Below are 14,503 nucleotides of genomic sequence, written 5' to 3' on the forward strand. Positions count from 1 at the left end.
GTGAAATCCGAAATCCGAAATCCGAAATCCGACCCGCTGCGACGGCGCGACAGCGCGGCGAGAAGAAGCCCGAAGGCCGAAATCCGAACCGGCCGCCCGCCGGTGGCTGGATCATTCGGCCTTCGGATTTCGGATTTCGGATTTGCGTTGACGTGTGTCGCGCTCTTGTTTTTCTGCGCGCCGGCCCTTGCCGCCATCGTTTACGAAACGCCCGCCGAGTTCCTCACCTCCGGCGATTTCAATGGCGACGGCCTCCCCGATGTGCTCGTGCTGGACAAAGCGATCGGCAACGCGCGAGTCGGTTATCAAGACAACGCCGGCGTGCTCACTTGGTCCGCGCCGCTCGTGTCGGGCGTCGAGAACGCCAGCGGTTGTGGCATCGGCCGCTTACTGCAATCGGGCCGCGACGCGTTCGCCGTCACGGCGCCGGATTTCAATCGCATCGCGCTGATGGACGTGAGTAACAGCGTGCCGGTGATCATTCTGCCGGGCGACCCGGCGGCGACGAACGGGCTGATTGCCGCGTGGGATTTCTTCAGCCTGCCGGCGACCACGGTCTCGACGGCCACGCCCGCCACGATTGCCGCAACCGTCGGGACGGGAACGCTGGATATCTCGGCCTTCGGTCTGGGCAGTCCACAGGGCAGCAACCCGGAACGGACTTCGTTCAGCGGGACGACACTGAACGCATTTCCGGGATCGGTGGATGGAAATCCCGGAACGGCTTTGGCGCTGGCGAACAGTTCGGCCAACGGCAAGTCGTTGATCGTAAGTTTCAGCATGTCCGGTCATCAGGACCTGGTGGTTTCGTTCGACACGCGCGGCACTTCAACCGGTTTCACTTCCGGCACGTGGGCCTGGAGCACCGATGGAATCAATTACACGACGCTCACCGGCGTGAACACCGCTACGACAAACACCACCTTCAGCACGGCGACCGCCGACTTCTCCGCGGCGACCGGTTCGAACAATGCGGCCACGGCCTACCTGCGCTACACCCTGTCCGGCGCCACCACCGCCGGCGGCAACAACCGCATTGATAATGTTCAACTCAACGCATCGCCGCTGGTGCCGCAGGACCTGGGCCCGCATGCGTTGGCCGGTCTGACCGCGCCCTACGGAACCAACTCCGCTTTTGATCGCCTCCTTTGCGCCAGTTCGCTGAATTCGACGCCGACCGAACGGCTGCATTTGATCAGCTTGAACGCGGGCACGGTCGTTTCTTCGGACGAGCACTCCGAAACCGCGCCGCTGGAGCGGATCAACGCCCTGCCCATCGCCAACCTGACGTTCGCCGTGGGCATGGCGCGCGGCGCGACAAACGACGCTCTGCATCTCTGGCAGTTCACGAACTCCGCGAGCGTCATCGGCCTGTTGAGCAACCTCCTGCCGGGCAGCGATTACGCGTTCGGCCGATTCAACGACGAAGCACTGCCGCGTTTCTGGTTTTATGTTCCCGGCGGAACGAACGTGAGCATCCGCTCCCTCGTGACCAGCGGCGCGGGTTTTGGTTTCAGCGCGCCCGTGACGCTCAACTTCACGCAGGCGGTCGAACACGTTTACGTCACCGGGGCGAGCAACGACAGCAGCGCGATCATTCAATTTGGCGATGGCATTCAGGGCGCGCGGCTGCCCGGTGGGTCGCCGAGCCTGGCGTCTAGATACGGGACGGGCGCGAGCGGGCATGTCACCGGCGTCGCCGCGCTCGACGACGGAAAATTTGTTCTCCTGAGCGCGCCGACCGGCTCAGTCTCGTCCGTGGGCGCGCAAGTGATGACGTTCGACGGCACGAACTACACGCAGATCAGTTCCAACAGTCTGCCGGCGGTCACGACGCGCAACACGCGCGCGACCGTGTGGCTGTTTCAATCCGAGCCGTTCACCAACACCGCCGCCACGCTCATCGCGTCGTTCAGCGTGCCGGACTGGAGCAGCGGTGTGTTTGGCGTGCCCGGTTCACTCTCGGTCCGCGCGGAAAATGATTCCGGCGCGGCGTCGGGTCTCGGCAGTCCGGCCACGAATAATCTCGGCGTGCCGCCGGCCGGGACGGCATACGCCCTGCCCGACCAATATCGTGACGACATTTCCTTCTTCACTTATGCGCCGCCGCGTCCCGTCGAGCCGGTCGTCATCACCATTGCGCCGCCGCCGGGCGCGTACGGCGGACCGATCCAGATTTCTTTCATCAAACAGAACGCCGCGCACCAAGTTCTCTATCGCACTGGGACGGCGGACAGTTGGAAATTGTATGCCGCGCCTTTCGCGCTGACGAACGACGCGACGATTCAATATTACGGCAACGTCCCTGGCGGCACGCGGGGACGATTGCAATTCGCCAGCTACACGATGGGCCGGGCCGACAGCGTGAGCGAACCGCCGGTGAAGTTGCCGGGCAGCGATACCAACACGCCACCGGTCGTGAATCCGAACGTGCCGCTCCCCTCCATCCACGGCACGGCGTTTTATGGACGTCGTGGCAGCAATACCGTCCCGACGATTTGGGCGATCAATCTGGATGGCAGCGGCGAAACCTTCCTCACCACGGGTCGCGAGCCGCGCGTGTCGCGCGACGGACGCTGGATGGCGTTCTGGCGCGAAAATGATCCGCTGACGAATCAGTTCAGCCTGTGGTTGCGCGAAGTGCCCACCGGAGAGGAAAACCGCTGGCACACGAGCAGCGCCCGCTACGTCGGTTGCGACTGGGAGCTTGGCAACACGAACCTCATCTTCGCCACGGACGGCGTGTTCTGGCGGATCGGTGTGAACGAACCACCGGTGGCGTTTCCGTTGAGCCGCGACCCCCAGCAGGGCGCACCGAGCGTGAACCCGGTGGACGGGCGCGTGGCGCTGCAAGTCATTTATCCCGTCAGCCCCGGCCTTTACCTCGCGCCGTCCAACCTGACGTCACGGCAAAATCTCGGCCTACTGAGCATTCTGGGGCCGCGCTGGCCCGCGTGGTCGCCGGACGGACAGCGCATTGCGATGGCCGACGCTCCAAGCGGAAGCACAGCGATTGATGCGGGCCACGATTTATGGATTGTTGAACTCGGCGCGCAAACGAACGTTTACCAGATCACCGCGCTCACGGGCGGCGCCGACGGTTTTCCGAATGGCGCGGTGTGGAAACCCAATGGCGAGGCGCTCGTGACCGCCGGAACGATCTTCGGCACGAACGGGCTTTGGGTGCTTCCACTAACACCCAATGGCACGGATTGCGACGGCCCGCCGCTGCTGTTGCCGACCTCGCCGGGCGACCCGATTGATTTTGCCGGCTCGGTCGTCGGCTCGCTGCCCCAGGTCAGTTACACGAACCTCGGTTTGTTCATCCGGCTTGAACCGAACGTCGTCGTCGTTTATTGGAGCACCAACTACGACGGGTTCACGCTGGAATCCGCCGCGAACCTGCCGGCCGGCTTCACGTGGACGCCGGTCAGCGGCCCGTATTTCCGCGCCGGCCCGAATTTCGAATACCGCGAGTCACGAGCTGCGTTACAACCGCGCAAATTCTTCCGCCTGCGTTATCCCGGGATACTGTATTTGACGCCGCCCGAGCCGGAATTGGAAATTCATCGCGAACCAAACGCGGCGGTATTGAACTGGCCGCTCAACTACGTGGGCTACACATTGGAGGCGACGCCGAGTCTTTCGCCGCCGGCGGTGTGGACGCCGTTGAACGGGCCGTATCTGAACACCAACGGCGTGTTCGAGTATCGGCGCACGCTGCCCGGGCCGCCGCAGGAATTCTACCGGCTGCGCTGGCCGTAAGCCGTCCGCCCGCCTTGTTCGATCCGTCCGGCCGACCTGCGCGGCGTGGCGTTGCCACGGTCGCCTGCCCGCCGGCTGTTGAGTTGGGACTTGCGCGAACTCGACGACCTCTGTTGGAATGTCTCCGCGCGAGCTTTGAGCGGGCGATGCAGCTTTACCCAAAACATTATTGCGGTGTCTTCGGCATTTACGGTCATCCGAATGCGGCGGAACTGACCTACTACGGTCTGTATGCACTGCAACATCGCGGACAGGAGAGTGCGGGCATTGTCACGTCTGACGGTAAACAGTTTCGCGAGTTTCGTGGAATGGGATTGGTGTCGCAGGTTTTCGATGGCGACATTCTGCACCGGCTTGTCGGCAACATGGCGGTGGGGCACACGCGTTATTCCACCATGGGTTCTTCCCACTTGCGCAACGCGCAACCGCTGACGGGCAATTGCCGGCGCGGACAAATCGCCATCGCGCACAACGGAAATCTCACCAACGCCGTCAAGGTGCGCGAGGAACTGGAGGCTAAAGGTTCGATGTTCCAGACTACTGTCGATAGCGAAATCATTTTGAATCTCCTGGCGCAACCTACCATCGGCGGGCACGAGAACAATCTGGTTGAAACCGTCCGCCGGATTGAAGGTGCTTACTCGCTGGTCATCATGACAGAGCAGGAGTTGATCGGGGTGCGCGATCCGCATGGTTTTCGGCCGCTCTCCATCGGCCAGGTGGATGGCGCGTGGGTGCTGGCCAGCGAGACCTGCGCGTTCGATTTGATCCACGCCAGATTCGTCCGCGATGTCGAGCCCGGCGAGATCGTCATCATCGACAAGAATGGGCTGCGCAGCATCCAGGCGTTTCCGGAGCACGAACGGCGCGCCTTCTGTATTTTTGAATACGTTTATTTTGCGCGGCCTGACAGCACGATCGCCAATCGCAACGTGTATAAAGTCCGCGTGGAAATGGGGCGGCAGCTCGCGCGCGAAAATCCCATCCAGGCCGACGTCGTCATTCCGGTGCCGGACAGCGGGAACTGCGCGGCGCTCGGTTATTCCGAGGAGAGCAAGATTCCGTTCGAGATGGCGTTCGTGCGCAATCACTACGTGGGGCGAAGTTTTCTCCAGCCTTCGCAATTGATTCGCGATTTTGATGTGCGCGTGAAGCTTAACCTCATCACCGAACTCGTGAAAGGGAAGCGCGTGATCGTGGTGGATGATTCCATTGTGCGGGGCACGACATGCAAGACGCGGGTGAACAATCTCAAGGAAGCCGGGGCCAAAGAGGTCCACGTGCTGGTGAGTTGTCCGCCGCACATGAACCCGTGCGTTTATGGAATTGATTTTCCGGATCGCAGCAAGCTCATGGCCGCAAATTATTCGCTGGAGGAAATCCGGCGCTATCTCAACGCGGATTCGCTCGCCTATTTGTCGAAAGAGGGGATGATCAAGGCGACAGGTTTGCCGAAGGAGGCGTTTTGCATGGCCTGTTACGATGGCAATTATCCCGTGCCGTACGATGCGATGCTGGACAAACACATCATGGAACGTCGCGGCGCGCGGGTTGAGGGTTTGGGCGAGGCGCTCACGAAAGAAGAGTTGCAGATCAAATTGCTGTAAACGCCCCGGCGGCCCTTCCACTAATGCTTGCGACAGCACGGGAATTTCCAGTATCAAGATCGCGTGACCAGCCCCCAATGCACTCCCGATGAACTAGCGCCATGGAAATCAATACCATAGGCCGGCCGCGAAACGTAGGCTGGGCGCGCGCCGCTGCTCTGCTCTACGGCGATTGGGGCACGAGCAAGGCTTATGTCATCGGCCTGGCGCTGGCGTCGATCGGGTTTGCCGCATTGCCGCATTTGCTGGCGGTCTGTTTGCTCACGGCCTTGGTGGGGGTCAATTACATCTGGGTCTGCCGATGCTTTTCCACTGGCGGCGGAGTTTATACGGCCGCCGGCATGCATTCGCGCCGCCTGGCGATGATCGGCGGACTGTTGTTGCTGGCGGATTTCATCGTCACGGCCTCGTTGAGCTGTCTGGACGCGTTTCATTATCTGGGCTTCGACCAGGCCGATGCCAAGAAATGGGCGATCACGGCGATCTTTCTCATCGGAGCGATGAACTTTTTCGGGCCGAAGCACACGGGCGGCATCGCCGTCTGGTTGGCGATTCCGGTGGTGGTCACGGTGACGATCTTGATTGGCGCGGGCCTGCCGCATCTCAAGGATTTCCACGCGCAGGCGCCGACCGGTGGCCTTTGGCACAACTGGGTGGCCTTTGTGGGAACAATCCTCGCGTTGTCGGGTGTCGAGGCTGCCGCGAGCAACACCGGCGTGATGAAGTTGGACCCACACACGACGCCTGATCGTCCATCCGTGCGGGTGACGTCGCGCCGGGCTATCACTGCGGTCATGCTCGAAGTGGTGATCGCGACCGCAGCGTTGGCCGTGCTGGCCATGTGCCTGCCGCTGGCGGCCGACCACTTACACGAGCACCGGGAGGACATGCTCCGCTACATGGGTGAAGTCTTCGTCGCGCCGTGGTTTGGCACCGTGGTAGGCTGGGTGTTTGCCCTGCTCCTGCTTTCCGCAGTCAACACCGTCATCGGGGGCATGGTGGCTTTGCTCTACGTGATGGCACGGGACGGCGAACTGCCGGACACCTTCGTGGAACTCAATCGTTTCGGCGTGCCGTGGGTGCCAGTCATCGTTGCCACGGTCCTGCCGGTCATCGTGCTGGATGTGGGCGATTCGGTGGAGTCGCTCGCCAACCTTTACGCCATTGGTGTGGTGGGAGCCATCGCGCTGAACATTGGTTCGTGCGCATTTGCACGCGCGCTGCCGTTGGAGCGCCACGAGCGGCTGATCATGAAGGCGACGATGCTTATCCTGGCTGCCATCTGGCTGACCATCGCCTTCAGCAAACTGCACGCGTTGATTTTCGTCCTAGTTGTGCTGGCGGCGGGACTGGCCTTGCGCGAGGTGACGGCGCGTTACCATAGGGCGCGAGTTCCGGCCACCGTCCAACCGGTTCTGGCGACGGCCAACCCGGTGGCGAACAGCGAAGAGCCTTTCCTGGGTCGCACGCTGCTTGTGGCGGCGCGGGGCTGGACGCCAGCGGTGCAATTCGCCCTGGACGAAGCCCGCGCCCGCAGCGCGCATCTGCTCGTGCTTTATTGCCGCGAACTGGCGTTGCCGATCGACACCGGTGGCACCTGGGAAAACGATCCGGACGCCCGCGCCCTGTTCACCCGGCTTGAAGCCGAAACCCGGGGCATCAACGTTCACAAGCTTTACAGTGTGAGCGATTCACCGGCGGACACGATCATCGACATCGCGGCCACGTTCGGGGCGGACACAGTTGTGCTGGGCGGCAGCAAACGCGCCACGCTGGTGCATCTTCTCAAAGGCAACGTCGTAGCTCGCGTCGCAGCGAATCTGCCGGAACCGATGCGGCTCATCGTGGTCGGTTAAAATCCAATGCAATCCTTGCCTTTGCGCTGCCGTCGCGCTATCCACGCCGCATGAATCCCGCTGAAGCCCTCGTGGCGCTGAACATGATCGAGCACGTCGGTCCGGTGCGCGTGCGGCAATTGCTCGAACATTTCGGCGAGGCGCCGGCGGTGTTGCGCGCTTCCCAATCCCAACTCCTCCAGGTGCGCGGCATCGTCGAGGACACCGCCGAGGCAATCGCGACCTGGGAAAAAACCATCAAACTCGATGAGGAGCTGAAACGGATCAGTGACTTTGGCTGTCACATTCTCACCCAATCAGACGAAGATTATCCGGACCTGTTGCGGCAGATCTACGATCCGCCCATTGTGCTCTACGTCAAAGGCAAACTGAGCGCCAAGGACAAGAACGCCGTGGCGATGGTTGGGTCGCGCATGACGACGCACTACGGCGTGGAGACGGCGCGCAAGCTGGCGTATCAACTGGCTTACGTCGGCGTGACCGTCGTCAGCGGCGGCGCGCGGGGGATTGACACGGCGGCGCATCAAGGCGCCTTGAGCGGCAAAGGACGGACGGTTGCGGTGTTGGGGACGGGCATCAACATCATTTTCCCACCGGAGAATGTGGAGTTGTTCGAGCGCATCGCCGACAACGGCGCCATCATCACGCAGTTTCCTTTCAATCGCAACGCGGACAAACAATCCTTCCCCATCCGCAACCGCATCGTGGCGGGCATGACGCTGGGCACGATTGTTGTTGAGGCGAACCTGACGAGCGGCGCGCTGATCACCGCGAACATGGCAGTGGAAAATGGCCGGCAGATATTCGCCGTGCCCGGCCGCATCGATTCGCCGCGCAGCAAAGGCTGTCACGAACTCATCAAGAAGGGAGCGAAGCTCTGTGAAGGCGCGGAGGACGTTTTGAGCGAGTTTGAATATCTCTTTCCCGCCAGCAATCGCCCACCGGGCGCGAGTGAAACCGGCGCGCTGCCTGCGCTCACGTTGTCCGAGAACGAACAGCGAGTCTATGACGCCCTGAGCAACGAGGAATCGAGCACCGACGAAGTGATCCGGCGCAGCGGCCTGCCCAGTTCCACGGTGTCCGTCGCGCTGCTCGGATTAGAGATGAAACGGTTGATCAAACAATTGCCGGGGAAGTTGTTTGTGCGAAATCAATGAATGATATTTCTTGTCGAAGTTCTTGCTCTTCCCAATGTCGCACAAGACTCCGCAGCAAACACGTGGACTTCTGATTCATTCCCTTTGGGCCAAGCCGGGCGACCGTGCCGACGATGCCCGCCATCATGCCCGGCAACACCGTTTCCAGCAGCAACAGCAACGCGCCGGCTACCAACAGCATGATGACGAGTTCCATGAACGCCATGATAACCGGCGCCAGGCGTGTCGCAAGAGCAATCGAGGGATGGCGCTGTTTACGGCGCCACTCACTTTTGTGCGGTCGCCATCCGGGTCTCATTAACACCCTGCTTTAGCGGGTGTTGGCGGCAAAGGTGACTGCGTAACCGCTTCAGCGGTTTTTCTCCGCATCGGAAACCGCTGAAGCGGTTGGTGAATCCTCGCTTCTCTTAACACCCCGCCAAAGCAGGGTGTTAAGGAAAGGACTGCAAACTCGGCGGTTTTCGACCGCGTTGCGTTGCTCAAATTGTAAGTTGAGCCTCAGTTTGAAGCAGCCACTAAACCCTTATTGACAGGCAAGAAAACCTGACTTACTACCAAATCATGAAAACAGGGATTAACCGCAAAGTGCGGACAAAGCTCCGTTAGATGCTATGGTTGCGCGGACTCAAAAGGCATCACCTTTCTGGCGATGGGTTCTGATTGTATCAGAGTTGCTGCTCGGCAGTTATCTGATCACGATGGAGCTTGCTGGCCGTCACGCACGGCAAGAGACGGGAGCGTTTGTCGTGGTTGGTATCTTGGCATTTGTCGCTTGGGTTTTTCTTTTCTTTGGCAGTCCATTTCTTGTCTCGTCGCAGCGGTGGCTCGCCATTCTCGGCTGGTGCATTGCTGTTACTGCGATATTGATTCCAGTCTTGTGAAGAATGACCACAAACCCGAAGCATAACAAAATCGGTCGAGTGAAGCGCCGCTTGATTGGCGGACTGCTTGTTGGAGTCGTCCTGAGCACTTGTGTGGGATGTCAGACTTTCAAATTGTCTGAAGCAGACTTTGAGAAGCAGCAGAGCGGCAAGATGGTTGATCGCGAAACGGGCGAAGCGGTCGAGGTTGTGGGCACGGCAGGTTACTACGGAGCCATGATTGGTGCAGTCGTGGCAGAAGCACTTGGCAAATGAAGTCGAACGCCTATACGATTGATGGAATGAAGCGACAATGGTTTGGCGGTCGCGCACGACTGACGTTAGCCTTCGTCTCCTATGCCAGTCTTTGAGATCATCTTGGCGGTCATCGGCCTCGCGATGGTTTCTCTGTCGCTTGTGCTTTACCAGACCCGAACACACGATAAAAAGTTTCTTTCACGATTTTGGCTGAGCAGACGATTGCTTACCCGCCGAGAGTATGCGCTGAATCGTATTGGCTTTACTATAGCACTGGGTGCCGTGTTCAGGATTTGGATAGATGTGGTCGCTCTTATCTCTTACCACAGATGAGAGCGATGGGAAAATGGCCAAATAAAATCGGTCGAATCGCTCGCGTTTTAACCAGCCAACGGCGACAACGGTTGTCTTTTCACCTTCCGCAGTTCCGCCTGTCGGCGCAAGAATTCATGTTGTTCCGGTTCCGGCAATTCCGGCTGGTTGGCGCGCTGGGTCAGCGCCGTCAATTGACGGTCGATGAACTGATTGCGCAGACGCAGCAAAATGTCTTTCAACTGCTGTTCGGGGTTCGGAATCTTGCGTTCGTCGGCCAAGGCTTCAGTGATCAAACTGCGTGCTTCTCCGCCTTCCACGTTCGTGAGCAGCACAGCCACGTTCTGCCAGGTGTCGTTGCGATGCGCCGCCAGCCTTTTTGACACCACCTGCCGGACGACTGCATGCGATACCCAATCCAGATTCAGATGCGCCGCCACCCAATCAATCTGTTCATCGGAAAGCAACAGCAGTTTCAACAACCAAAATTCCTGCAACGAAGGACGCGGCGCGGCTTCGTCGGCAGCCTGGGTTTCTTCCGGCTGGGCAGTGGCGGTCGTGGGACGCGACACCTTCTTAAACTCCGCCCGCACCGACTCGGGCGAAACAGCCAGACGCAAGGCGGTTTTCTGCGCGTATTTGTCCGTCAACACCAGGTTGTTCGTTTTGTGCACGGCTTCGGCCATGTGCTTTAGCACGGCGTGCCGCCCTTTGTCTGTCGCCACGTCGTTGCTTGCGCAAAGCTGGTTCAAATAAAAATCAAAAAAACCTTCGGCCTTGTCGATCAATTGTTGAAACGCCGTTCCCCCGGATTCCTTGATGAAACTGTCGGGATCATGCGGCGCCGGCACGGTGACAACGCGAATGGCCAGATCGGAGGCGAGCAGACTGTCCAGCGAACGAACGGCGGCCGCCTGGCCGGCGGTGTCGGAATCGAAGCAGAGCACCACCTCCTCAACGTAGCGTTTGAGAATGCGCGTGTGATCGGCGGTCAAGGCCGTACCCTGCGGCGCGACGATGTTCTTGATGCCGGCCATGAAGCAGGCGATGAGATCGAGCTGGCCTTCGCAGATGATGGCAAAGCCCGCGTCGAGGATGGCGCGCTTCGACTTGTCGAGGCCGAAGAAAACTTTTCCCTTGGTAAAGATCGGTGTCTCCGGCGAGTTCACATACTTGGCGGTTTTCTCATCGCCGGACAAGACCCGCCCGCTGAACCCGATGACCCGCCCCTGCTCGTCGCAGATCGGAAAAATCAAACGTCCGCGAAACCGGTCGTAATAATGCCGGAGGTCAGACGTCAGAGGTCGGAGGTCAGAAGTCGGAGTTTCGACGTCTGATCTCTGACTTCTGTTATCTGCCTTCTGGATTATCAGCCCGGACTTTTCAACTACGGTAAGGTCGTGGCCTTTGCTTTTCGCCCAGTTGACGGTGTCGTCCCACGCTTCGGGCGCGTAGCCGAGGCGAAAGAGTTTCACCGCTTCGTCGGAGACCCCGCGTTTGGCGAGATAATCGCGCGCGATTTGACCGGCGGCATCGTTGCCGAGCGCGGTCTGCCAGCGTTGGGTGATTTGTTCGTGGATTTGCAGCAGCGTTTCCTTGAGATGCTTTGATTGCTGCTGGCCGGGAGTCTTTTCAAAATCCAGCGGGATCTTGGCGCGTTCGGCCAGCCGCTTCACGGCCTCGGGAAAATCAATGCTCTCAAATTCCTTGACGAAGGTGAACACATCACCGCCCTTGTGGCAGCCGAAGCAATGAAAAATCTGTTTGTGCGGATTGACGTTGAAGCTGGGCGTTTTCTCGCGGTGAAACGGACAGAGCGCGACAAAGTTGGCGCCCGCGCGTTTGAGCGGCACGTAGGAACCGATCACGTCAACGATGTCACTGGCGGAACGGACTTGTTCGAGTGTCGCGGGGGAGAAAAAGCCAGACATTGAATCAAACGGTCATCCGACCGGAATCAATTCGTCACAGCGGATTGAATTCCTTGAGCTTGAATTTCCGGTTGCTCGGCGCGGTCGGCGTAATCAGCAGGAACTCGAGTTGCTTTTTCACAAAACTTCCCGAAAGCGAATTCTCAAAGACTTCATTTTGCAGGGCATTGAGGCCCGGAAAAAACTTGCTGCCATAAACGTCATTTTGAAACTTGTCATCCGCTGCGATTTCCTCCGCGGTGAACGAGCGCGCGTTGAGCAGCGCCAGCGCCATCATCAAGACGCAGGCAAACCGCACCATGCCCGCCGGCATCCCCAGGTAATATTCCGCGCCACCGAAAACATCACTCCCCACCAGCTTGCCTCCGATACTGTGCTTGATCATCATGAAGAAGAGTTTGATGACCACCGCGATGAGCAGGTACACGAACACGTAGGAGAACAACATGCCGGAGGAGGTGAACTGCGCGAACGTCTGGCCGAGCGGTTGATAAAGGAAAGCGCCGCCACAGATGATGGCGAGCCACTGGATCAAATCCACCAACTCTTGCGACATGCCACGCTTGCGACCCCGCAACACGCCGACGACCAGGACGGCCACGACCACGAGGTCGAACCAATTCACGGGAAATCTATGGTCCGCATTCATTTGTTTTTCCAGGGCTAGGCGCCTGATTCCTCCACGCCCATCGGACACGCTAAAGCGTGAACTCCAACGCCGCGCAAGGGCCGCTTTCGTTGGAGTTCAACCTTCAGGTTGTTCCTGTCTCCACCAAGAGGAATCGAGTGCATGGCCCAATATTTTTTGCTTCTGCGTTTCAACGGTGGCAATCCTAGTGGCTTCCCTTAAGATTGCCAGCTAGTTTTGCAAAAGTTTTGCGGCCCTTGGCCGCGTCCTTAAGGATTGGCCGCCAGCCAATAACGGATCGCCGTCGCCTGCGGATGTTGCGGGTTGATGGCCAGCACCCGCAAGTAATGTTGGCGCGCCCGCTGTTGCTGATTCAATTGTTGCGCATACAAATTGGCCAGCGACAAGTGCGCCCGGGCTTCGTCCGGATACGCCGCCAGCACCTTCTCCAGTTCCTGCGCGGCGTCCACCGGGTAGCCGGCTTCCTTGAGCGCGAGGGCAAAATTGTAACGCGCGTTCGCCGAATCGGGCGTGATGGCCAGCGCATTCTCATACGCGACGAGCGACTGGGGCAGGTCCTTCGCCTCAAATGCCGCCAAACCGAGATTGTATTGCGCCTCGAAAAACCCTGGGTCGGCCTTGATGGCCACGCCGTAGGCGGCCACGGCTGCCGCCGGACGATGATCGCGTTGCGCCTGCACGCCTTGCGCGAAAGCGGTCTCAGCTTCGCTGCGATCACCCGCCGCCGGTTTGGCCGGTGAATGATAAACGTAGCGGTTGAAAGCCGGCGGCGGGGCAGGTCCCGGCGCCGGCACCACTGAAGGCGGCGACGTTTCCGGTTTTGGGATGGCGGCGGTTTCAACCGGCTTTGTCGAAGGGGCACCGGGGGTTGCATTCAATGGCGTGACGTTGGGGGCGGACTTGGAATCGCGGCGAAACAGATTCGCCGGGTTTATCCGTTCAAGAAAACCCCGCTTCTCGATCCGCGGGTCCGACGTCGCGGTGGTGGCCGCTTTCGTGGTGGGGATCAATGCGGGTGCGGGTCGGGTTACAGGCGGCGGCGCAGCAACGACGTCCTGCGCCGGTTTTACAATCGGACCGTCCTGCACGCGAACCACTTCGACCGGTGTTTCCACCGGTTTGGGCGGTGGCGCCGCGTTGGCCACGAGCACCGGTGCGTTCGTTTTCGGTGGGTTGGGAGCGGGTGTTTGATTTGTGGTCGGCGCGGTCCTGGGCACATTGGTCTGCGCCGTGCGCGGCAGATTCTCCGCTGGCTTGGGCGCGGGATTTGTGTTCGCACTGATCGGCGCCGCCAGATTGATTGGGGCCGCCGGTCTGGCGGGTGCGAGCTGCTGTTCGAGCAACCGGGCGGTGGCGTTCACAGCCTCCCAATTCTGCGCGCGCGGTTTGAGCGCCAGATATTCACGATATTTTTGGAGGGCGACGGGCCGCGCATTTAGTGACTCCTGCGAGACGACGGCCAGGTTGAGCAGCGCGGGCCGGTAGTCTGGCGTCTGCTTCAAAGCCGCACTGAAATACTGCGCGGCTTCCTGCGGGCGGTTTTTTTGAGCATGAACGACGCCCAGCCCATTCAAGGCTTCCGCATTTTGTCCGCCGAGATGGAGCGCGCTGTTGAAACTTTTTTCCGCCGTGCCCAACTCGCGCGTTCGCAATTGGGCCGTGCCGAGTTTCAGCCAGCCGCCGGGCGAATTGGGTCGGCGCAAGGTGTAAGCGGTCAGTTCCGACCGGGCCGCCTTGTCCGCGTCCGCCTGATGTTGTTCGAGCAGCAGACAGCCGAGGTTGTAATGGGCTTCCACGAGGTCGTGATTCAACGCGAGCGTCTTCTGGTAGGCCAGCCGGGCATTGGTAGTCTGTCCGGCGCCGTGATAAGCCAGCCCGAGATAGTTCCAGGCCAGCGCATTCGTGCCGAGCAGCGACGTAGCCACCCTGAGTTCTTCAATGGCGGCGGAGAATTTCCCCTGTTCGATGAGTTTCTTGCCTTCCCACAACGCGCGCGGCCCGGGCGGCTTGCAGCCCAGGAGAAAAAGAATTCCGGAAACCATCAAGAAAAGATTCAAGCCGCGCACGCCCCGCTTTTTGTTGGTCAGCATCAAAGACGGTGGTAACAT

9 protein-coding genes are annotated in these 14,503 nt (G+C 59.9%); 4 read left to right on the forward strand and 5 right to left on the reverse strand.

Features of this window, described 5'->3' with window-relative positions; all coding sequences use genetic code 11:
• The 4 genes from HY298_24705 (at nt 1) to dprA (ending at nt 8,385) form a co-directional block, all read left to right on the forward strand.
• Nucleotides 1-3,765 (forward strand): PD40 domain-containing protein, encoded by a 3,765-nt coding sequence (locus HY298_24705; protein MBI3853461.1) that lies wholly within the window; start codon nt 1-3, stop codon nt 3,763-3,765.
• Nucleotides 3,766-3,911: 146 nt separating this feature from the next.
• Nucleotides 3,912-5,372 carry an amidophosphoribosyltransferase gene (locus tag HY298_24710; protein MBI3853462.1) on the forward strand — a complete coding sequence of 487 codons (1,461 nt, stop codon included), beginning with the start codon at nt 3,912-3,914 and terminating at the stop codon, nt 5,370-5,372.
• A gap of 101 nt (nt 5,373-5,473) precedes the next feature.
• A complete protein-coding gene (locus tag HY298_24715; GenBank protein ID MBI3853463.1) occupies nt 5,474-7,228 on the forward strand; it encodes an amino acid permease in 1,755 nt (584 codons plus the stop codon).
• A gap of 50 nt (nt 7,229-7,278) precedes the next feature.
• Nucleotides 7,279-8,385: a DNA-protecting protein DprA gene (gene dprA / locus HY298_24720; protein ID MBI3853464.1), complete on the forward strand. Its 1,107-nt coding sequence runs from the start codon at nt 7,279-7,281 to the stop codon at nt 8,383-8,385.
• Here the strand turns inward: dprA and HY298_24725 are convergent.
• The 5 genes from HY298_24725 to HY298_24745 all read right to left on the reverse strand — a co-directional run bounded on the left by HY298_24725 (nt 8,345) and on the right by HY298_24745 (nt 14,503).
• The gene (locus HY298_24725; GenBank protein MBI3853465.1) at nt 8,345-8,581 is read right to left on the reverse strand and encodes a hypothetical protein; all 237 of its coding nucleotides are present in this window, start codon (nt 8,579-8,581) and stop codon (nt 8,345-8,347) included. The genes dprA and HY298_24725 overlap by 41 nt on opposite strands.
• A 469-nt stretch (nt 8,582-9,050) precedes the next feature.
• Nucleotides 9,051-9,578: a hypothetical protein gene (locus HY298_24730; protein ID MBI3853466.1), complete on the reverse strand. Its 528-nt coding sequence runs from the start codon at nt 9,576-9,578 to the stop codon at nt 9,051-9,053.
• Nucleotides 9,579-9,883: 305 nt separating this feature from the next.
• The gene (locus HY298_24735) at nt 9,884-11,746 is read right to left on the reverse strand and encodes a DNA primase (protein ID MBI3853467.1); all 1,863 of its coding nucleotides are present in this window, start codon (nt 11,744-11,746) and stop codon (nt 9,884-9,886) included.
• A 34-nt stretch (nt 11,747-11,780) separates the two neighbouring features.
• On the reverse strand, nt 11,781-12,395 hold the full coding sequence (locus HY298_24740) for a CvpA family protein (protein MBI3853468.1): 615 nt from the start codon (nt 12,393-12,395) through the stop codon (nt 11,781-11,783).
• A gap of 248 nt (nt 12,396-12,643) precedes the next feature.
• The gene (locus HY298_24745; GenBank protein ID MBI3853469.1) at nt 12,644-14,503 is read right to left on the reverse strand and encodes a tetratricopeptide repeat protein; all 1,860 of its coding nucleotides are present in this window, start codon (nt 14,501-14,503) and stop codon (nt 12,644-12,646) included.

The sequence above is a fragment of the Verrucomicrobiota bacterium genome, from assembly GCA_016200005.1.
GTDB lineage: Bacteria > Verrucomicrobiota > Verrucomicrobiia > Limisphaerales > PALSA-1396 > PALSA-1396.